Below are 20,351 nucleotides of genomic sequence, written 5' to 3'. Positions count from 1 at the left end.
GGTGGCCCGCATCAATGCCGAACTTCGAGTTCTTGATTAGGAAGCGTCCTGTCTCGCATCAAACAAAGAGCAGGAAGAATCTCCAGGCATGGAAGGCATACGTGAGAAGTGAGGCCGAAAAGGTTTGGCCAGTTGGCAGGCCTGCGGAGGAAGGAGATCTAAGATTTTCGATCGTTTATCTATGCGACGATTCGCCGGCAGACATAGACAACATAATCAAGCCAATTCAAGATGCGCTCGTAGGCCTTGTATATGTGGATGATAGTCTGATCGCTGATGTGGATAGTCACCGACGATTCCTCGCGGCGGGAATTGATGTCACAAATCTTCCTCAGTTGCTCAAGCTCGGCGTATTTGATGGAGATGAGTGCGTCTATGTTCGAGTGGCTGAATCGCCGCTTCTGGAGAGCTTGTTGTGAGTACTTCAAGAGTTGTTCACGACGAAAAGGTCCGACAGATTCGAGACAAGTTGATAGATGACGGCTACCAAGTCGTGGTCGAGCCGCTACCAGAGCAGATGCCTATTGACTTGGAAGGCTATAGGCCCGACCTGATCGCAGATAAGTTGGGTGATCGCTTGGTCGTCGAGGTGAAGCAAAGTCGCTCCAGGCTCCCGATGGAAAAGTTTCAGTCTATTTCAGAGGTTCTAAAGGGGCAGGGATGGCGATTTGTGCTGGTAACGTTGGATGGTTCCGACGAGATGGATTCGTTGGACGAACGCTATTCGACTTGGGCGGAGATTTTGGAGAAGCTTAGGCAGGTCCGTCCATTGATCGAATCGAATGTGTTGGAGCCTGCGGTTCTATATTTGTGGGCGGTTTTCGAGCTCGCGATGAAGAAGCGAGCAGCGTTGCGAAACATTCCGGTCTCCAATTTGCCGGCAGCTAATGTTTTCAACCACATGTATTCGTTGGGCGAGATTTCAGTGGATGATTACGACGGACTTAAGGGTTTGCTCAATGCTCGTAATCAAGTAGCGCACGGGCATGGAAGTACTAGTTTCCCAAGGTCAGCGATCGATGATTCTTTCGATCGAGTTGCACGGTATGTGAACGCTTGGTCGGCAGAGGACGACGGGGGCGACTGAAAGAAGCCATGAAGAACAAAGGTCAAAACAACCGGGTCAAAGACCGTTTTCTTTCGGACGAAGTTGTCGCACTGTTTGAGACCTATTGGACGTAAGCTCTAGGACAGGCTCCGGGTGGTCCGTGAGCTTTGACGGGAGGTAGTCGCATGAGTAAGAAGGACATTCATGTAGTGCCGCGCAAAGACGGTTGGGCAGTCGTGAGGGAAGGCGGAGATCGCGCGTTCACGGCCGAAAGGACGAGGCGATGAGCCAAGCCCGCGATCAGGGGCGGCGCGACAAAGTCGAGGTCGTCGAGCATGGCAAGGACGGAAGGATTCAGGGTAGTAACAGCTACGGCAACGATCCCAATCCGCCCAAAGACACCAAGCCGTAAGTTCGAAGGCAATACAGGGGTCTGACTTTCTTGACTTCATCCTGGAGGCCCGCCACCGGCGGGCCTTTCCATTTTCGGGCGGCGTCCCGGGCCGCGAAGCGACCCCGGCCCAATGTATCGCTTTGTAGCGTCTTGTATCGATTTGTATCCGCGCGACCACGCACGCAGCGGTTGGTGCCAGACTTCTGCTCGCTCCGATGGCGCCGTAACGGTCAACACCAAACATCGCCACACGGAACGCGGCGGAGCAAGGACGCAGCCGGCATCGCCGGTCCACACAGGGAATCAACAGGAGGTTGTTGTGTCGGATAACCGCATTACGCTCACCGTCACCCCCGAACAGGGGCAGGCCGCCACGACGGGCATCGCGCAGGCCGTTGCGGCTTTGCCGGGGCTCGTCTCGGTGCACCCTTCGCAGAGTCGCGATCTGCACCACTTCGTTAACAACAACGAACTCTTCGGGCGCGGCGTGCTGCGCACGCTGGAGACCCATCGGCAGATCGTGCCGCCCAGCCTGGACGTCGCCGGCGCCCGTGCCGACCTCGATGCCCTGGATGCGCTGCGTCCGCTGCTGGAGGAAGTGGGGCGCCTGCATGCACTGCTGGAAGGCACGGTGGCCCTGTTGGGCCACGATGTCATGGATTTCGCGTACGAAGGCTACCGCCACCTCAAGCTGTCGGGTGCCGACCAGGGCCTAGAAAACCTGCGCCGTGACCTCGGGCATCAGTTCAGCCGCGGCCGCCGCCGGGCGCAGGAGGAGCCGGCCCCGCAGTCCTGAGCGCCGCATTATTGATCGAGAAGGAAGCCGCCCATTGGGCGGCTTCTTTTTGGGGGCCGCATCCCGCCGAAGGCTGGTATCGGTGGGTCCTCGCGGGATGCACAGTTGGGGGCGTGGGTGGCGTGGCTCGTGCCGAGGGTGGCGTGGTCCGGGCCAAGGGGCGCATGGGTCGCGCCGAGGGTTGCTTGGGTCGCGCGCAGGGTCGCGTGCGTCGGTGCGAGGGTCGCTGGGGTCGCCGCGAGGGGCGCGAGGCTCGCGGCGAGGGGCGTGTGGTTCGCGGCGAGGGGCACTTGGTTCGCCCCGAGGGGGTATTGGGTCGCGGCGAGGGTCGAGTGGGTCGCTGCGAGGGGCGCGTAAGTCGGGCTGAGTATCGCTTGGGTCGCGCCGGAGAGCGTTTGGGTCCGGCTGAAGGGCGCGTGCGTGCCGCCTCACCCATGCCAGAATCCCTGCGCATTACCAGGGGGGAACCATGGAAGAGCGCATCGCGCGCCTAAAGACATCAGACGACGCTCGCAGGCTGGCGGAGAACGCGCGGCGGCTCGGGCATCCGGAACTGGGGGCACGGGCCCTGCAACGTGCCAGCGAGCTCCAGGCCGCGGAGGAGGGGTTCAGTACTCCCGCGGAACAGGCCATTGCGATCGCCCTCTACGCCTACGAGGACGAACAGAGCCGGCTCAAGGAACGGACCTTCCGCGCCAACCGCACGCGACAGATGTTGGACCGGCATGGCGCGCTCATCGCCGCAGAACGCATGGTGCTCAGCCGCCAGCCGTCGAAGGGCTTCGAAGTACTCGAAGAAGCCGGGCTGCAGGCGCTCAGCTTTGAAGCCATCATCGACCGCTTCCCGGGCGAGTTCTCCGCTGCCGCGGTCGAAGCCGCTCGGGCGCGCCTGGAAGGCAGGCCGTCGCCCAGAGCGGTATCGGAGGACGCCCCCTCGGAGGCGGGGGCGTTCGGGGAGGAGAACGACAGCCTTGCGCCCCCAACGCTGGACGCCGAAGCGGTGGCCTTCCTGAAGGGTTTCAAGGATCCGAATGGTTGGTTCTTGACGCGATGGATGCCGCGTTATCGCGAAACAACCCAGGCCATCAGCCAAGCACTGCGCCAGGACCGCCCTCAGGACGTGTTTGAGATCGTCTGGAAAAGCCCGGACAACGCCATCAGCAATGCCGGGCCGGGCTTGCTGAAGTACGAGACCGTCGAGGCGATGCGTAACGACTTGCTGGAAGTCATTCGCCAGATCCATTCGGACGGGAGCCCGGCGAGCTTCAATCGGATCGTGGAGAGATTCGAGCGGTGGAAGGCCGAGGGCCGCATTGGAAAGGTGCCCCGCCTGCTGATTGCTCGGGCTTTTGCCGGTGTGCATCCGGCCCGCTACCACACGACGGTAGATGGCGACAGGCACAACGAGGTTCTGGGATGGTTTGTTCAGCACACTGGCTTCATTCGGCCCCGCTCCGGCAGCTGGGCGGCAAGTGCGCAGGCGTTGGTGGGGCACCTGGACCAGCTCGGGGTGTTCGACGACATCCTGGCTCGCAACATGTTCCCGTGGTTCGTCGCGGATCAGTTGAGTGTTCGCACGGCCCGAGCGGCCGTCCCGCCCGGGCATCAGCCGCGTGCCCTCGCTGCTTTCGCGGAACTTCCTCCGGCGCAGCGAATCATCGCGCTGCGACACAATGCAATTCAGACAGCCCTTTTCGATCGGTTGGCTACCGAGTTGGGAAGGGATCGCGTCTGGACCGAATACCCCACCGGGACCGGTGGGTTCGCCGATGCGATCACCCGCTTACCGGATGGCCGCTGCCATCTCTATGAAATCAAGGTCGCTGACAGCGCCGCCGAGGTGGTTCGTTTGGCGATGGGCCAACTGCTGGAGTACGGCTTCCGTCAAGGTGGGCTGGAACCGGTCAAGCTGTTCGTCGTCGGCGAACCTGCCTTGGACGCGGTTACCAACATCTTTGTCGCGCGCTTGCGAGCGGACTTCAATCTGCCGATCGAGTACCTGCAGGTGGAGTTGCCGGACACCTGAGCTCGTAGGTTGACGTTCGAAAGAATGAACCTGCCGCATGCTCAACAACGAATCTGATCACTTTTCCATTTTGAGGGTTGAGATGTCATTGTTTTCCGTCAAGTTCACCGAGCTCAGGATTGTGGGCTGGACCATAGCGGGGTACGCGGTTCTTCTAATCGCTGTCACTGTGTTATTTGACCGCTCGGGAGGTTTCTTGACCTACTCGCTAGGTCTCTATGGGGAGGCTGATTTCTGGGTTGGGTTCATCACGGAAGCCCACGGCTTCTTGCTTGATTTGGTGATCATTGCCTTTGTTTTGTCTTGGGTGACCAAAAGCCTGGAACGAAAGCACGCGATCACTCGATTCCAGGAGGAAATCGACGATTTCCGTCCATGGAGAACCCCCGAGTCCGCTTTCAGGATCGCTGGGTGTGTGAAGCGCTTGGCAAACGAACGGGTCAGGGAGATCGACCTGTATGAGTGCTTCTTGAAGCAGGCTGATCTTCGCGGCTTGGACCTGACCGGAGCCAAGCTTTGGGGGGCTGATCTGGGTGACGCAGTGCTGAAGAACTGTGTGCTTACGGACGCGAAGATGAAAGGATGTTACCTGGTCGCGGCGCGGTGTTCCGGGGCAAGGTTTGAGCGGGCATTCATGAAGAACTCCAGGTGCATGTTCGGTGAGTTCTCCGGATGCAGCTTTAGAACGGCAACGCTCGTCCGGGTAAGTTTTTCTGGCGCGAATCTTCGAGGAGCTGATCTTTCGGGAGCGGATGTGACCGGCGCGAGCTTTCAAGATGCGGATCTGGCTGGCGTGGATTTCCGGGACGTTGCCGGGCTGTTAGTCGAACAGCTTCTCAAGGCAAAGAGCGTGCGAGGTGCTCAACTGCCGCCGAATATTGCTCAGCAGTTTGCGGCTGACCATCCCGAGCGCGTAAAGGTCCATGTGCATTCGGACGGGCGGCGCTTCACTACCCTGAAATGAGGGTGGCCCTCCAGGACCTGGCTTGAAGGGGGCAGGGTGATTGCCCCCTCCTGGTGGCGCCCGACGCCTCCGCACTAGCAGAGGCGCCCGTTTCCGGCACGCCCAATGCCGGACCGCGCTACACCCACGCCGTCCTCCTTCACCGGGAACCCGCCAACAGCGCCCTTGGCCTGCAAGGTAGGGCACGCGGAAAAAAGGGGACGGAGGCGATTCCCTCCGTGGGCCGGCCCACGTCGCGGGCGAACCCCTCAAGCCTTCTTCGTCGCAATCCAGCGATCGATCTTGGCCGAGAGGACCTCCAGCGGCACCGCGCCATCCTTCAGCACTTCGGCGTGGAACTCGCGCGCGTCGAACCTGGCCCCGAGCTCGGCCTCGGCGCGGTGGCGCAGTTCCTGGATCTTCAGTTCGCCGATCTTGTACGCCAGCGCCTGGCCGGGGACGGCCATGTAGCGCTCGGCCTCGGCGGTGGACTGCGTCTCCGACTCGGCCGAATTGTCGAGCATGTATCGGATCACCTGCTCGCGGGTCCAGCCCTTGCTGTGCAGTCCGGTATCGACGACCAGGCGGATGGCGCGCCACAGTTCGTTCTGCAGGTAGCCGAAGTAGTCGTACGGATCGGTGTACACGCCCAGGTCCTTGCCCAGCGATTCGGCATACAGGCCCCAACCCTCGGCGAACGCGGTCTCGCCGCCGAAGCGGCGGAACTTGGGCATGGTGGCCAGCTCCTGCTGCAGCGAGAACTGGAAGTGGTGGCCGGGGATGGCCTCGTGCAGGAACAGGTCCTGGGCGAGCCACGTCCTGCGCGTGGGCAGGTCGTAGGTGCTGACGTAGAAGATGGCGGGACGGCTGCCGTCCTCGCTCGACGGGTAGAACTCGCCGGCGGCGGCCGACTGCGCGCGGAACGGTTCGACCGGGCGGATCTCGAACGGGGCCTTGGGAAGCAGCAGGAACTGTTCCGGGATCTTCCGGTTGACCTTCGCCTCCACCGCGCGGTAGTGCGCCAGCAGCGCTTCCTCGCTCTGGAAGCTGAAGCGCTTGTCGGTCTGCATGAAGTGGAAGAAGTCCTGCAGCGAGCCCTTGAAGCCGACCTCCTGCATCACCTGGCGCATTTCGCCGTGGATGCGGGCCACTTCGTCCAGGGCCGATCTGGTGGATCTGGGTCGGCGACTTGCCGGTGGTCGTGTACTGGCGCGCGAGGAACGCGTACCAGGCCTGGCCATCGGGCAATGCGTCCATGCCGGGCGCGGTGCGCGTCCTGGGCATGTACTCGTTGGCGATGAAATCGCGCAGCTCCTTGAACGCCGGAATCATCCGCTGGCCGATCATCTCACGGTACGCAGCGGTCAGGCGTGCCTTGTCGGCGGCGGAGAAGTCCGCCGGCAGGTTCTTGATCGGCCCCCAGAAGATCGTGTCTTCGGGCCGGTCCTTTGATGACCATGGCCAGCTGCGGCACCACCTTCACCATCAGCGCCCTGGGCTGCACGACGCAGGCGGAAATGCCCTGGCGCATGTTGCCGATGGCGCTGTCGAACAGCACCGGCACGCGGTTGGCGCGCGCGAGCCAATCGTCGTAGTCCTTGACCGTCCGGAACGGCTGCGTGCCGCTGCCCGAACCGAACTGCACGGCGATGCTCGCGATGCTGCCCATCTGGTGGATCGGCAGCATCCAGCTCGGGAACTGCTCGGCTTCCAGCGACTGCTTCGCGTCGCGGACGAAGATCTGGTAGCTCAGCAGGTCCTGGCCTTGCAGGCCTTCCGGACCGACCGCTTCGACGGCGTCCAGCCAGCGCTGGGTGAAGGCGTGGCTTTGCTGGCGATATTCGGCGGACAGGAAGTCCGGCAACTGGTCGTTGTAGCGGCTGTCACCCTGGAAGGTGGCCTGGATCGGATTGAGCTGCAGGCTTTCTTCCCAGTACGCCTCATAGAGCTTCGCCAGGCGTTCGCCCTTGCTTTCGGCGACCTGCGCAGTGGCGGTGGTGGTCGAGGTGGAGGCCTGCGTGCTGCCGCAGCCAGCGAGCGCGGCTGCGATGGCGAGGGCGAGCAGGGCGGGCAAACGTGCGGTCATCGGGAACTCCAGGCCAGTGGTCGATCGGGACGCGCAAGCCTCCTCGGCAGGGCCCGCAGCCGACATGGGCCAAAGGTCACCGGGGTAGGGAGCAGCCAAAAAATTCCGATCCGGTCGAGTCAGGGTTTGCCGAGTGTGGGCATTGCAATTAATGGGGAGGAGGTGACTAACGGCCTGATGGGGCAGGGCCGGGTCGCGCGAGCTTCCACCGGGCATGACCGCAGTGCTGCCGCGAAAGTCCACTCTGACCCGGGCTTCGAAGCGGTTGTTCGACCGCTTTGGAGAGTTGGGTGCAGCCAGTCGGAAGGGGACCATGCTGTAAGGGAAAAGTGCGGAGGGGAAACGTGTTTGAAGGGGGCATTGTCAGGAAAAATTGATCCTGTCCCCATTTGTGCCACGGGGGTCGGGCTTTGGGTCCATTGGGTCGCGCCGAGGGGCATTTGGGCCCGGCGGATAGTCACGTGCTTCCCGCTTCAGCAAAAATTGAAGGGGACGAGGCAACTGATTCGCTCGGCCCCGGAATCATGGGGAGTTGATGCGGGGGGGCTGCGATGGGGATAGCGAGCTGTGACGACAGCCCTGCTGCCGGACAGCACCACCAATCCAAGCGAAAAAGGGTGGTCATGCTTTTTCAAAGTGAACCTGACCCATTTTCCCCCGGGAATGGCGTTGAACAAGAATCTGCGGTTAGATAGGGACCGCACGAGTTCCTTCGGGGGGAAGGGATGGGCAGGCTTCATACTCACTACGACAATCTAAAGGTCATGCGCGATGCTCCGGAAGAAGTGATCCGCGCGGCCTATAGGTCACTTTCTCAAAAGTACCACCCAGACAAGAATCTCGGCGACGGGCAGGCGGCACAGAGAATGGCCGTTATCAACGCGGCCTATGCAGTATTGTCGGATCCAGTGCGTCGCCTTGAACACGATGAATGGATCTCGCGGCAGGAACAGCGCCCTGCCGAGCAGGCGACGCAAGAGGGTCAAACTAGGTCCGAGCCTTTCGGCAATGCTGGGGGAACATCCGGTCGAGCAACCCCCGGCACCTCTCCACATGAACCGTATCAGCCTAGGCCGGCGGCTAGTGGCGCAGGTGTTCGTTCGCATCTCGGAGCACGCCCCCCGCGCAAGACAAAGGCCGAGCACGTTGGGCGGCTGGTGCGAGTGGTCTTCACTGCGGCGATTGCCGCGTGGCCCATTACGCTACTGGCGGGCTTCTTCATCTATTCGCAGTTCGCTGACCCGGCCCCACCACCTCCAGGTCCGGCGCCCTATGTGCGAGAGCCCTCCGCAGAGCCTGCAATGGTCCAAGACGCAGAGGGGGCAATTGATTCGTCCTCACAGAATGCGAGTACCGCAGTTGAATCGTCGGACCAGGCGAATGCCGTCAATATTCCGCGATCGGAAGCAGTGCGACAGTCTCAGTCCGGGCAGGCTTCATACTTGCGCCCGGCGCTTGCGCCAAACGGGAAAGCGTGGCCGTCTCGAGCCGGATACATGACCGGGGAGCCTCGATTGAACACTCGAGGGCTATCTGAGGTTACGGTCGACAACACCGAAAACGATTCGGATGTGCTCGTGAAACTCGTTGCTATTGGTTCTATTGCTAAGCCAGTGCGGCAATTCTTCATTCCTGCGCACGGTGCGTTTACGGTTCGAAAAGTGAATGTGGGTCACTATGATGTCCGGTACCGTGAATTGGATACCGGTGCGCTAGCCAGGTCAGAGGCATTTGACCTTGAGGAGGAGCGGGTCGCCGACGGCACTCGCTACAGCTCAATTCGATTGACGTTATTCAAGGTTGCGAATGGCAACATGCAGACGTATTCATTGTCCGAAGGGGAGTTCTAAGGATTTGAATTTTGCGCTCGAAGGGGCGGAGGTAATACCCCGCGCGGTCCCGGCGACCTGCTGCCCCGACGCAGTTACGAAACACGAAACAGGGGTCGGAGTCGCCTTTCGCGGTCTGCTGCATCCTTCCGCGGCCGACCGATCTTCTTCGGGCCCGCGGCGCGCCCCACTTGGGCTTTGATGGCCTCGCAAAAGTGAGGGTGCTGTAAGTGTGCCGTCGTTGCTGCCGGACAAGTCCACTCTGTCCAGGGCTCGTAACCGCACCACGCACGCTCGCCAGCTACCATGCGCGCACTCACAACACTGGAGTCCCCCATGTCCCTCTCGATGCACGCCGCGTCCGTTCCCGTCTTCAAGCAGATGCTCGCTGCGCTGGGCGGTGTCCTGGCCAAGGCCGAAGCCCACGCGACCGAGCGCAAGATCGACCCGGCCGCGCTGCTGCAGTCGCGCTTGTTCCCCGACATGTTTCCGTTGACGCGCCAGGTGCAGGTCGCCTGTGATTTCGCCACCAGCGTGTCGGCGCGGCTGGCGGGCGAAGAGGTCCCGGCCTACGAGGGCGGCGACGAGACCTTCGCCGACCTGCAGCAGCGGATCGCGGCGACCCTGGCCTTCATCGGTGGCCTGGACGCGGCGCGATTCGAAGGCAGCGACCAGCGCGAGGTCGTGCTGCGTCCCGGCACGCCGAAGGAACGCAGCATCGGCGGCCAGGCTTACCTGCTGGCGTACGGCTTGCCGCAGTTCTTCTTCCATGTCACCACGGCGTACGACCTGCTGCGCCACAACGGCGTGGAGATCGGCAAGAAGGACTACATGGGCAGCTACTGACGAAGGCACCCGCGCGGGGCTTGAACGGTCAGGTGCCCGCGGTGCGGGGGGGCGGTACTTGGGTACAGTGGACGCCGGTCACCCACCTGGGAATCCCATGAACCTGCGTCTGCCGGCCCTCCTGCTCCTCGCGCTCGTGTTCGTCCCGTCCGCCCGCGCCGCGGAAAGCTACGACAACTGCACCGGGTACATCGCCACGCTTCCGGCGACGATCAGCACCTAGGGCACCTGGTGCTTCAACAAGGACCTGTCCACCGGCCTGACCTTCGCCGATGCGATCAACATCGCCACCAACAACGTCACCATCGATTGCAACGGCTTCAAGCTGGGCGGCCTGACCGCGGGCGCGGGCACGCTGTCCAACGGCATTGCCGCGTCCAACCGCTTCAACATCACCGTGCGCAACTGCAACATCCGCGGGTTCGCCCGCGGCGTGTTCCTGCAGGGCACCTCCCTCGGGTCGTCCGGCGGCCACATCGTCGAAGACAACCGGTTCCAGGCGAACACGTGGTACGGCGTGACCGTGGACGGAGACGGCTCGGTGGTGCGGCGCAACCTCGTCATGGACACCGGGCTGAGCACCGCCCAGACCGACGCGGTGGGCATTTCGGGCTATTGGGGCACCGACGTGCTCGACAACACCATCGTGGGCGTGACCGCCCGCGCCGGGAGCAATGGCACCGTCCACGGCATCTACCTGGTCGGCAGCGCCGGCAGCGCGGTCGCCGGCAACCGCATCCGCAAGATCACGCCGGACGGCTATGGCACTGCACGCGGCATCCTGCTGGCGTACAGCGGCAACGCGGTGGCCCTGGGCAACGTCATCGCCGGCAACGGCGGCACCTACGGCGTGATCTGCACCCCCAGCGCGGGTAGCGCTGCGGCCAAGGACAACGTCATCAGCAGCTTCACCACGCCCCTGTCGATGTGTACCGACGCCGGGGGCAACGCCGTGCTGCCTTGAGTCCGGGATCAATGGCGACGGAGCTAACGCGCATAGGGCGGGTCTCGACCCGCCATCGCCATGCAGAAAAACTCCGGCCCTAAAGGGGTCAGGTTGATCGACCTCTCCGGGCAGGGCCCCGACGCCCCGGCCCCAGTAGACTGACGCCCGTTTCCCCGCACCACGCCCGCATGCAAGACGCCGCCACGCCCCCGCCCTCCGACTTCGCCTGGAACCCGCCGCCTGCAGCGCAGCTGGCCTGCAAGGTCCTTCAGGGCGTGCTGAACTGGTTGGCGATTGTCGCCTCGGTCGCGTGCTGCTGCGTCGCGGTCGCGTTCTGGCGCGAGGACCTCGGCTTCCTGGGCATCTTCCTGTGCGTGGCGCTGTGGGTGCTGGCGGTCGCCGTGCACGAGGGCGGGCACGTGCTGGGCGCCCGCGCCAGCGGGATGACCGTCTTCCACGCCAGCGTCGGGCGCCTGGAGTTCAAGGCGCAGCGCCGCGGGTGGCGGGTGCGCTGGAACCGGAAGAAGCCGCAGTTGGCCGGGTTGGTGGTGGCGTTCCCCGACCCGCGCGTGCCCATGCGCGCGCCGTGCATGCTCATGACGGTGGCCGGCCCGGCGGCCAACGCGCTGGTGGGTGGGCTGTGTGCATTGCTCGCGGCCGCTCTGTGGGAGCGAGGCGGCAGCGCCTGCTGGCTGCTGCTCTCCTTCGCCTCGATCAACCTGCCGCTCGCGCTGACGAACCTGCTGCCCACGCAGAAGCATGCCGCCAGCGACGGCCTGATGTTGCTGCGCTGGCTGCGCGCCCGCGACGAGGCAGCGCCCGAACTGGTCTTCGCCCGCCTCAATGGCCTGTCGGCCGTGGGAACGACGGCGGACCAACTGCCGCCCGACCAGGTGGCGCTGCTGGAAACCCAGCCCGCGCCGATGCCGCTGGTCCATCTGTGGTTCGTGCTCAAGGCCGACCAGAACCGCCTGGACTGGCACCGCGCCGCGGCGCTGCATGACGTCCTCGAAGAGCGCGTTGCGGCCATGCCCGTGGAGCAGCAGGCCGGCCTGGAGGCCTTCATCGCCCAGCTCCGCTGCGAGATCCGCTTCTCCCGGGCGATGGCGGGAATCCCGAACGACGCCGAGCTCGAACACGGGCTCGACGCGGACGCCGACTGGCACTATCCCACCCTGCGTCTGCGCTGCCGCGCCCTCACCGCCGCCCGCGCCGGTGACGCCGCACTGGCGCGGCAACTGCTCGAACAAACCCGGGCGAGCGCCCGCCAATCGGTCGACCTGGCCATGGAAAAAAGCGAGCACCGCCTGTGCGAGGCCGTGCTCGCGGCCTGAGCGGTGCGAGCGGTCGGCGGGTATAGGGCGGGTCTCGACCCGCCATCGCCATCCCGAAACTCCCCTCGCGCCCCTACACCCCGGCCTAACGCCGCTCTGGCATCGTTTCGCGGACGAAGCGCTCGTGTCCCGGTGGCCCGCGACCCGCCACCGGCGGCGCCCACGCTGGCCGACCACGGAGGTCGCATGCGAGGCGACGGTTTCAGGCGGATCAGGTGGGGCTTGCCCGTGTGCGCGGCCCTGCTGACGTGCGCGCCGGTCCTCGCGACGGCCCAGCCGACCGATGCGAATCCGGCGCAGCTCACCCACCAGGCCACGGACCAGGCCGCGCGCAGTCCCAACGCAACGCCGCCACCGGCCGCGCCCGCCAAACCCAAACGCCTCGCCAGCTTCCGCGACCCCGACGACGGCAAGCTCGACGCCTCCACCTGGCTGCTCGATCGCAAGGGCGCGCTGCCGGTGCCGGTCATCGTCACCGAGCCGGCGGTGGGCTACGGCGGCGGGCTGGCGCTGCTGTTCTTCCGGCGCCCGGACGGGCCGCCCACGCGGACCACCGCCTCGGGGCAGGTGCGGCCCATAACGCCGGACATCTTCGGCGTGGTCGCCCTCGAGACCGAGAACGGCACCCAGGGCTACGGGCTGGGCGCCGTGATGCATTTCCGGCAGGACCGCTGGCGCTATCGCGGCCTGCTCGGGCGGCCGCAAATCAACCTGGACTACTACATCGACGGGCCCGGCCCGACGCGGCAGATCGCCTACACCATCGAAGGCACCGGCAGCCTGCAGCAGGTGCAGCGGCGCATCGGCGAGGGCGACCTGTACCTGGGGCTGAAGTGGTTGTACCTGGACCTGCAGGCGCAGTTGGATATCGAGTCCGACGCGCAGTACTTCGAGCCGCGCGAGTTCGGCGAGCGCAACTCCGGGCTCGGCCTGCTGGCGGAGATGGACGTGCGCGACAACAGCTTCACCCCGTCCTCGGGCTGGATCGGGGCGCTGGAAGGCGTCTCCTACGCGAAGGCCTTCGGCAGCGACACCGTGTTCGAGACGTACCGCGGCAAGCTGTTCGCCTACTGGCCGCTGGCCGACGGCCGCCTGGTGCTGGGCGGCCGCGTCGACGTGCGCGCGGCGCAGGGCGACGTGCCGTTCTACATGCAGCCCTTCGTCGAACTGCGCGGCATCCCCGCCGTGCGCTACGAGGACCGCCGCACCGCGGTGCTCGAGGCCGAAGCCCGCTGGAACCTCACCCCGCGCTGGGCGCTGGTCGGCTTCGCCGGGGCCGGGCGCGCGTGGGGCCGCAAGGCCGGCTTCGGCGACACCGCCAGCGCCGTGGCCAAGGGCGCCGGCTTCCGCTACCTCATCGCGCGCCGGATGGGCCTGTACGCCGGCCTCGACTACGGCTGGGGGGCAGAGGACGAGGCGGTCTACGTGACGGTGGGCAGCGCGTGGCGGTGAGGGGCAATCAATGGGAACGGAGGCAATTAACCCGCCCCCGCCGCCCGTCGCGGTAATCTTGCGGGGTTCCGGAAGCCAGGGTTGAAAGGATGAAAGCCACTGTCGTCGGTCTCGTGACGCCGCACCTGCTGCGCGTCGTCGACCTCGCCATCAAAGCAGAGAAGGGCATGAACGTGGACTGGCATGTCCGCGACACGGTGGCCAAGACGATGGCCGAGCTGAGCGACCAGTTCAACGCGCAAGCGCTGGTGGCGTCGTATTTCGAGGGCCTGGATTCGGCTATCGCCCAGGCGGCGAGGGCGCGCGAGGACTACATCCGGGTCCTGCGCGCCGCGGCCGCCGCTGCGCGCGGGCTGGCGCGGGATTGAGGGGGCGGGGGTCAGGCCGCACAGCAATGTCCGAGAATCCTTACGCATCTCCGGAATCAACTGCCCCGGCAACCGGGAGAGTCACGGCACGCTCGACCGTGGAGCATCTGATGCGCTCGGCTGCAGGCGTACTACTCGGATTGGCAATCGCCTGGGTCGGCACCGCTTCTGGCTACTGGTCCGGCGCCAGTGCGTCAGACTGGCCGTGGTCACTTCCGGCGCTCATCACCGGCCTGATCACATCCGTGGCAGCGGTATTGATCTACCCCTACAAGCAAGTGGCGGGCCGCGTAGTGGCCACTTTTTTTGCACTCGCCTTACTGTTGCCGGCGTTCCTCTTTCTTGGCCTCTTCACCGCGTGCAGTTATGGGGATTGCCTGTGATTGCGCGGGTTGGGGCCTAACAATTCATTCGAGTCGAAGTCGCTTAGGGAGAGACCATGGGGGATTGGGATTTTCTTCATGAGATGCAGGAGCGCGGCTATAGCCCAGAGCAGATCGCCGACGCCGCCAGCTCTGGTCTAGCGCCGTGGCAGTGGAGCTACATAGATCGGGACTGGGTCGACTCTCAACTTGAAGAAGCGCCGGAAGATGACGCCTACTCGATTGAGCCAAGCGAGCCATTTCAGAGCAGGGAAGGATTTCCCTACAGCGTCCTTGAGCAAACTGAAATCTTCCAGGATCTTGTCGAATGCGCTGAGCGCCATTTCGAGAACACAGGCAGATACTTGCAGGTCTGGGGAGAGCTCGGAGAGATCTATGCCGAGATCAAGTTCGGACTTCGTCGACATGCAACCCACAGGGCTGGCTCTGACGGCACGATTGCCGGAAAGCTTGTCGAGGTAAAGACGATCTCGCCTGAGAAAACCAGCGATCGTGTGCTCGTCAAGAGTCAGGGAGATTTTGAACAGTTGCTCATCATTCGCATTGGTCGCGATTTCCAGTTCCAAGGCAAGCTCTTTGACAGGAGCGAGCTAGCGGGAGCTTCTGGTAAGTACCTAAGAGGGCGGCTCAAGGGTGACGCGGGCCTTGCCTGACAGTTCATCCAAGCGGAAGCTTCGCGGCTCGGCTTGATTCGGCAATCAAAGAGGGGGTAACCAACCCGCCCGATGCCTGCGACGGGCGACTCCACGCGGAGTCGCCACTCCTGAAAAAGCGGGAGGGAAGAAGCGACCTTAATTCCCTCCGTCCCCTGTACTGCAGGTCTTTGCGTATCACCTGTCACCGCAGGAGCTCGCCGAGTTGAAGGTGGCTTACGGGCAGGGGTTCCGGCCAAAGCCGCTGCGCGGCTAGGCCCAACGCAGGCGACATATGCCAAGCACTCCCGCCTGCGTTCACATGCATGACCAAATGCACTGCGCCACTTCCATTCATTCCGCCACACTGCGCACATCAACAACGCGGGGGTGATGAGTGGGCAAGACGTTCGGGACCAAGGGATGGATGCTGACGTTGGCGCTGGCATGCGCGGCGACGACGGTGCAGGCGGCGGACGTACAGTCGACCGGAACGCAGGTGGCCCGCACGGGCTACAGCCTGCAGGCGGAGCAGCAGGGGCAGGGGCCCGTCACCGTTGTGTTCGAGTCCGGTTTTGGCCAGGGCGCCGGCGTGTGGACGGACACGATCGCCAAGCTGGGCGCCGACTGCACCTGCATCACCTACGCACGCGCTGGCCTGGGCAAGTCCGGGACGGACGGTGCCCCGAAGACAATCGATCAGCATGTGCAGGACCTCGGCGCCGTCATCGACGCGCTGGCGCCCGGCCGCAAGGTCGTGCTGGTCGGCCATTCCTACGGTGGCCTGCTGGCGACCGAGTTCGCGCGCCAGCATCCGCAGCGCCTTCGGGGCCTGGTGCTGGTCGATCCGGCGACCATGGGGCAGCGCACCGCCTTCCTGCACGCCGATCGCGAGCGCGTGCTGGCCGACGACAAGGCGCTATTGACGATGCTGCCGCCGGCCATGGCGGAGGACTACAAGCTGCTGATCGCCCAGTTGGACAACGCCGCCGTTGCGCCCCGCAGCGCGCCGGAACTGCCTGACGTACCGGTAGCACTGCTCACCGCGACACAGGTAGCGGCCGACCCGTTCGTGTTCGAGGAAACCGCGCAGGGCAAGGCCCTGTGGAAGGGCCAGCACGCGAACCTGTTCGCAGGCGTGTCGCGCGGCATGCACAAGTACTACGCCACCGGGCACAACATCCACCGCGAGAATCCCAAGGCCGTCGCCGAGGCGATCCGGTTCGTGGCGGCGGACTAAGGGATCAAGAGACGAAGGGCACTGACCCGTCCGGGCGCTGCGACGGGCACCGAATAATGGGGACGGAGGCAATTGATCGACCTGGCTGGTCAATCGACGCCGCCGCCCCCGCCCATCAAGGCGAGTTCAACGCCAGGTTCCCCACGCTCCACCCGCAATCCTGCAGTGGCGTCTGATAGTTGAAGACCGTGTTTTCGAGGCAGAAGCTCGCGCCGCCGGGGGCGTAGACGCCGACGCCGTTGGTCATGGCCTGGGCCGAGATGTGGTTGCCCTGCACGCGGGTGCCGCTGCTGGAGGCGGCGATGCCCTGCGCGGTGCCGGCGCCGGAGGTGGCCAGCCCGCTGACGTGGTTGCCCTGGATCACGCCGCCGCCAGTGAGCATGTGCACGATGCCCCGGGGGTAGACGTTCGCGGCGCTGCCGAAGACGCCGGAGATCTCGTTGTCGAAGATGTTGGCCGAGGCCCAGATGCCGGTGGGCGCGGGCTCGCCAGGCGAGCCGCCGGTGTCGAACACGCGGTTGCGCCGGATGAGGGAGTTGCCGGCATACACGTAGATGCCATACACCAGATTGTTGTCCAGACGGTTGTCTTCGACCAGGTGGCCGGCGCCCCCGTAGAAGTTGATGCCGATGTTGAAGCCGCGCACGTTGCAGTTGCGCACGGTGATGTTCTGGTGGTTGGCCGTCCTGATGCCCATGGCCATCGAGCTGACGCCCGCGGCCAGGCCGCCCAGCTTGAAGTTGTTGCAGTCGATGGTGACGTTGTTGGTGCTGATCTCGATCGCGCTGCCCATGGTGACGGCGGTGCTGAGGTCATGGCGCAGGCACCAGGTGCCCTGGGTGTTGATGGCGGTGGGGACCGAGTCGATGAAGCCGGCGCAGGTCGCATGGGTCTCGGCGCGGGCGGCCAGGGGTGAAAGCAGCAGGGCGCCGATCAGGAGCAAACGCAGCGGGTTGATCATGGTCTGTGGGCCTTCGGGTTCGAAGCAATTACCCCGAGGATCGGGGCAGGTGCGGGCGAGGATATAGGGGACGGGGGCCATTGGCCCGCGCGGTGCGTTCTCCGGGCCGGTCACGCGAGCTCACCTCGTCCGTCGTGTCTGAAATGAGGCAGGCAGGTCATCAAGCGATCCTGCTCGTCCGCTCACCGCCTCATCAAGGCGTATTCAACGCCAGGTTCCCCACGCTCCACCCGCAGCCCTGCAGCGACGTCTGGAAGTTGGAAACCGTGTTTTCCAGGCAGAAGCTCGTCCCGCTGGCGGCGTCGAGGCCGATGCCGGGAGTCATGGTCTGGGCCGTGATGTGGTTGCCCTGCACGCGGGTGCTGAAGCTGGATGCGCTGATGCCGCGCGCGGTACCGGTGCCGGAGGTGACCAGCCCGTTGACGCGGTTGCCCTGGACCACGCGGCCGCCGTCGAGTGTCTGCATGATGCCGGTGGGGGAGGTGTTCACGGCATCGCCGAAGACACCGGAGACGACGTTGTCGATGATGTCACCCACGGCCCAGATGCCCGTAGGGCCGCCCTCGCCGGGCGAACCGCCGGTATCGAACACGCGATTGCGCTGGACGAGTGCGGCTTCCGCGAACAGGTACATGCCGAAGAGGGTGTTGTTGTCGAGGCGGTTGTCTTCGACCAGGTGGCCGGAACCGCCGTAGATGTTGATGCCGATGAAGAAGCCCCGCAGGTTGCAGTTGCGTACGGTGATGTTCTGCCGGAAGGACGTCCTGATCCCCGAGGTCTTGGAGCTGATGCCCGCGGCCAGGCCGCCCACCTTGAAGTTGTTGCAGTCGATGGTGACGTTGTTGGTGGTGATCTCGATGGCGGTGCCGACGGTGATGGCGGTGCTGAGGTCATGGCGCAGGCACCAGGTGCCCTGGGAATCGATGACAGTGGGTAGCGAGTCGATGAAGCCGGCGCAGGTCGCATGGGTCTCGGCGCGGGCGGCGAGGGGCGAGAGCAGCAGGGCGCCGATCAGGAGCGAACGCAGCGGGTTGATCATGGCTTGGGGCCTTCGGGTTCGAAGCAGTAACCCCGAGGAACGGCATAGGTGGGGACGGGCGGTCACGCAGGGCGGGCAGGAGCCCGCCCCGACTTTGCACAAAGCCACCCCAGCCTTTGCCCGGCCACGCCTTTCTCTCCCCGCCGGCGCCCAGGCCTGTCGACCGCCCATCCTTGCTCGTTCAGATATTGTAAGAATCAGCCCCGGGCCCAGGCTCCATCGATTGGGCACGGACTGCGCGGCTCGCGCGACATTCAATTCGGGGAGTGGTTCATGAGATCGGCATTGATTGCACTGGCGGTAACGGCGTTCGTCGCGGGCACGGTGTCGGCGCAGGTGCCGACCGGGAAGATGGGCGCGCTTCGTCCCGACCAGCAGCGCTTCTTCGAGCTCTACAAGGAGCTGGTCGAGACCGACACCTCGGTCACCAGCGGCGACTGCACCCGGGCGGCGGCGCAGATCGCGACGCGCCTGAAGGCGGCAGGGTTCAGCGACGACCAGATCACGCAGTTCTCTGTGCCCGATCATCCGAAGGAGGGCGGGATCGTGGCCGTGTATCCCGGCACGTCCAGCACGCTCAAGCCGATCCTGCTGCTGGCCCATATCGACGTGGTGGCGGCCAAGCGCGCCGACTGGGTGCGTGATCCGTACACGCTGGTCGAGGAGGACGGCTACTACTACGCGCGCGGCATCGCCGACGACAAGATGATGGCGGCCAGCTGGGCCGACACGCTGATCCGCTTCAAGCAGGAGGGCTACAAGCCCCAGCGCACGGTCAAGATGGCGCTGACCTGCGGCGAGGAGACCGACACGGCGTTCAACGGCGCGCAGTACCTGGCCAACAACAAGCGTGACCTGATCGACGCGGCCTTCGCGCTCAACGAAGGCGGCGGCGGCGACACCGACGGCAAGGGCCACATCGTCGCCCAGTCGATCCAGGTCGGCGAGAAGATCTACCAGGACTACCACCTGGTCGCCACCAATCCCGGCGGGCACAGTTCCCAGCCGGTGCGCGAGAACGCGATCTACGCGATGTCCGAGGCCCTGCTGAAGGTCGGCGCGCACGAGTTCCCGGCCGAGTTCAGTGACACCACGCGCGCCTTCTTCTCGCGCGCCGGCGCCTCGCGCAAGGACGAGATGGGCGCGGCGATGGTCGCGCTGGCGAAGGACCCGTCCGACGAGAAGGCGGCCAAGGTGGTCAACACCGACAAGGGCTTCCATTCGATGCTGCGCACGACCTGCGTGGCGACGATGATCAACGGCGGCCACGCGGTCAACGCGCTGCCGCAGCGGGTCGAGGCCAACGTCAATTGCCGCATCTTCCCCGGCCACACGCCGCTCGAGATCAAGGACGCGCTGGCCGCGGCCATCGGCAACCCGAAGATTTCCATCGACCTGGCTCGCAAGGACAAGCCGCTGGCCAAGTCGCCGGCGCTGGACCCGGCGATCATCGGGCCGATGGAAAAGCTGAGCGCGAAGTACTTCCCCGGCGTGCCGGTGATCCCGTCGATGTCGACCGGCGCCACCGACGGCCTGTACATGTCGGCCGTGGGCATCCCGACCTATGGCGTGCCGGGCATGTGGGGCGATCCGGATGGCAACGGCGCGCACGGCCTGAATGAACGGCTCGAGGTGCGCTCGGTGTATGTCGGTCGCGATTACCTGTTCGACCTGGTGAAGGCGCTGGCGGAGTAGGCGACAGGTCTGGAACCGGCTGATTCGGTTCATGGAGAAGGCCCCGCATTGCGGGGCCTTTTCGTTGTGAGGCCCGCGGATGCGGGAGGGGACTCATCAAGAGCGCAGCTGGTGATCCAGGGGCCGCGGGAATCTAAGAGTTCGTCATCCCCGCGAAGGGAGGGGACTCCTCAAGAGCGTAGTTGGTGATCCAGGGTCCGCGAGAATCTCAGAGTTCGTCATCCCCGCGAAGGCGGGGATCCATGGACGTTGCTTCTGGGCAATCAGTAGCCGGCGTCCAAATAAGAGCCAAACAGAGCCAAGTCCCTGGATCCCCGCCTTCGCGGGGATGAC

General features: G+C 64.5%; 18 protein-coding genes and 2 pseudogenes. 17 read left to right on the top strand and 3 right to left on the bottom strand.

Going from position 1 to position 20,351, the window contains the following annotated elements; genetic code table 11:
- Nucleotides 1–14 precede the first annotated feature (14 nt).
- The 6 genes and pseudogenes from I8J32_RS14830 to I8J32_RS14805 all read left to right on the top strand — a co-directional run bounded on the left by I8J32_RS14830 (nucleotide 15) and on the right by I8J32_RS14805 (nucleotide 5,228).
- Nucleotides 15–419, top strand: a complete 405-nt coding sequence (locus I8J32_RS14830; protein WP_200615877.1) for a RusA family crossover junction endodeoxyribonuclease — start codon at nucleotides 15–17, stop codon at nucleotides 417–419.
- Nucleotides 416–1,087: a hypothetical protein gene (locus I8J32_RS14825; protein ID WP_200615876.1), complete on the top strand. Its 672-nt coding sequence runs from the start codon at nucleotides 416–418 to the stop codon at nucleotides 1,085–1,087. Before I8J32_RS14830 ends, I8J32_RS14825 begins: the two co-directional genes overlap by 4 nt.
- Before the next feature lie 146 nt (nucleotides 1,088–1,233).
- Nucleotides 1,234–1,460 (top strand): annotated as a pseudogene (locus tag I8J32_RS18145) (DUF2188 domain-containing protein).
- 301 nt (nucleotides 1,461–1,761) lie between these two features.
- Nucleotides 1,762–2,238 (top strand): hypothetical protein, encoded by a 477-nt coding sequence (locus tag I8J32_RS14815; protein WP_200615874.1) that lies wholly within the window; start codon nucleotides 1,762–1,764, stop codon nucleotides 2,236–2,238.
- Between the two features lie 469 nt (nucleotides 2,239–2,707).
- The gene (locus I8J32_RS14810; RefSeq protein WP_200615873.1) at nucleotides 2,708–4,264 is read left to right on the top strand and encodes a hypothetical protein; all 1,557 of its coding nucleotides are present in this window, start codon (nucleotides 2,708–2,710) and stop codon (nucleotides 4,262–4,264) included.
- A 37-nt stretch (nucleotides 4,265–4,301) separates the two neighbouring features.
- Entirely contained in the window at nucleotides 4,302–5,228 is a 927-nt protein-coding gene (locus tag I8J32_RS14805) for a pentapeptide repeat-containing protein (protein ID WP_200615871.1), read from the top strand.
- Between the two features lie 248 nt (nucleotides 5,229–5,476).
- Here the strand turns inward: I8J32_RS14805 and I8J32_RS14800 are convergent.
- Nucleotides 5,477–7,359 (bottom strand): annotated as a pseudogene (locus I8J32_RS14800) (DUF885 domain-containing protein).
- Nucleotides 7,360–8,057: 698 nt separating this feature from the next.
- Here I8J32_RS14800 and I8J32_RS14795 point away from each other — a divergent pair.
- From I8J32_RS14795 to I8J32_RS14755, 10 genes are all read left to right on the top strand, one after another.
- The gene (locus tag I8J32_RS14795; RefSeq protein WP_200615869.1) at nucleotides 8,058–9,143 is read left to right on the top strand and encodes a J domain-containing protein; all 1,086 of its coding nucleotides are present in this window, start codon (nucleotides 8,058–8,060) and stop codon (nucleotides 9,141–9,143) included.
- Nucleotides 9,144–9,458: 315 nt separating this feature from the next.
- Nucleotides 9,459–9,968, top strand: a complete 510-nt coding sequence (locus I8J32_RS14790) for a DUF1993 domain-containing protein (protein WP_200615867.1) — start codon at nucleotides 9,459–9,461, stop codon at nucleotides 9,966–9,968.
- Between the two features lie 97 nt (nucleotides 9,969–10,065).
- Nucleotides 10,066–10,191 (top strand): hypothetical protein, encoded by a 126-nt coding sequence (locus tag I8J32_RS17890; RefSeq protein WP_284691288.1) that lies wholly within the window; start codon nucleotides 10,066–10,068, stop codon nucleotides 10,189–10,191.
- Between the two features lie 174 nt (nucleotides 10,192–10,365).
- Nucleotides 10,366–10,932 carry a NosD domain-containing protein gene (locus I8J32_RS14785; protein WP_207526646.1) on the top strand — a complete coding sequence of 189 codons (567 nt, stop codon included), beginning with the start codon at nucleotides 10,366–10,368 and terminating at the stop codon, nucleotides 10,930–10,932.
- A 170-nt stretch (nucleotides 10,933–11,102) separates the two neighbouring features.
- A complete protein-coding gene (locus I8J32_RS14780) occupies nucleotides 11,103–12,248 on the top strand; it encodes a zinc metalloprotease (RefSeq protein ID WP_200615865.1) in 1,146 nt (381 codons plus the stop codon).
- 228 nt (nucleotides 12,249–12,476) lie between these two features.
- Nucleotides 12,477–13,700 carry a BamA/TamA family outer membrane protein gene (locus tag I8J32_RS14775; protein WP_207526645.1) on the top strand — a complete coding sequence of 408 codons (1,224 nt, stop codon included), beginning with the start codon at nucleotides 12,477–12,479 and terminating at the stop codon, nucleotides 13,698–13,700.
- Between the two features lie 89 nt (nucleotides 13,701–13,789).
- The gene (locus I8J32_RS14770; RefSeq protein WP_200615862.1) at nucleotides 13,790–14,068 is read left to right on the top strand and encodes a hypothetical protein; all 279 of its coding nucleotides are present in this window, start codon (nucleotides 13,790–13,792) and stop codon (nucleotides 14,066–14,068) included.
- 110 nt (nucleotides 14,069–14,178) lie between these two features.
- Nucleotides 14,179–14,451, top strand: a complete 273-nt coding sequence (locus I8J32_RS14765; protein ID WP_200615860.1) for a hypothetical protein — start codon at nucleotides 14,179–14,181, stop codon at nucleotides 14,449–14,451.
- Nucleotides 14,452–14,507: 56 nt separating this feature from the next.
- On the top strand, nucleotides 14,508–15,104 hold the full coding sequence (locus I8J32_RS14760; RefSeq protein WP_200615859.1) for a hypothetical protein: 597 nt from the start codon (nucleotides 14,508–14,510) through the stop codon (nucleotides 15,102–15,104).
- A gap of 406 nt (nucleotides 15,105–15,510) precedes the next feature.
- Nucleotides 15,511–16,323 carry an alpha/beta fold hydrolase gene (locus I8J32_RS14755; RefSeq protein WP_200615858.1) on the top strand — a complete coding sequence of 271 codons (813 nt, stop codon included), beginning with the start codon at nucleotides 15,511–15,513 and terminating at the stop codon, nucleotides 16,321–16,323.
- A 115-nt stretch (nucleotides 16,324–16,438) separates the two neighbouring features.
- Here I8J32_RS14755 and I8J32_RS14750 read toward each other — a convergent pair whose 3' ends face one another.
- Together I8J32_RS14750 and I8J32_RS14745 are read right to left on the bottom strand one after the other, a co-directional pair.
- Nucleotides 16,439–17,284 (bottom strand): right-handed parallel beta-helix repeat-containing protein, encoded by an 846-nt coding sequence (locus tag I8J32_RS14750; protein WP_200615856.1) that lies wholly within the window; start codon nucleotides 17,282–17,284, stop codon nucleotides 16,439–16,441.
- 193 nt (nucleotides 17,285–17,477) lie between these two features.
- The gene (locus I8J32_RS14745) at nucleotides 17,478–18,323 is read right to left on the bottom strand and encodes a right-handed parallel beta-helix repeat-containing protein (protein ID WP_200615855.1); all 846 of its coding nucleotides are present in this window, start codon (nucleotides 18,321–18,323) and stop codon (nucleotides 17,478–17,480) included.
- Nucleotides 18,324–18,596: 273 nt separating this feature from the next.
- On the opposite strand from I8J32_RS14745, the gene I8J32_RS14740 reads away from it, so the two are divergent.
- Nucleotides 18,597–20,018, top strand: coding sequence for a M20/M25/M40 family metallo-hydrolase (locus I8J32_RS14740; RefSeq protein ID WP_200615853.1), 1,422 nt, complete (start codon nucleotides 18,597–18,599; stop codon nucleotides 20,016–20,018).
- Nucleotides 20,019–20,351 lie beyond the last annotated feature (333 nt).

The organism is Lysobacter solisilvae (assembly GCF_016613535.2).
In the GTDB taxonomy this organism is placed as follows: Bacteria; Pseudomonadota; Gammaproteobacteria; order Xanthomonadales; family Xanthomonadaceae; genus Agrilutibacter; species Agrilutibacter solisilvae.
The sequence above is the reverse complement of the archived record's forward strand: the minus strand, read 5'-3'. Positions and strand labels throughout refer to the sequence as shown.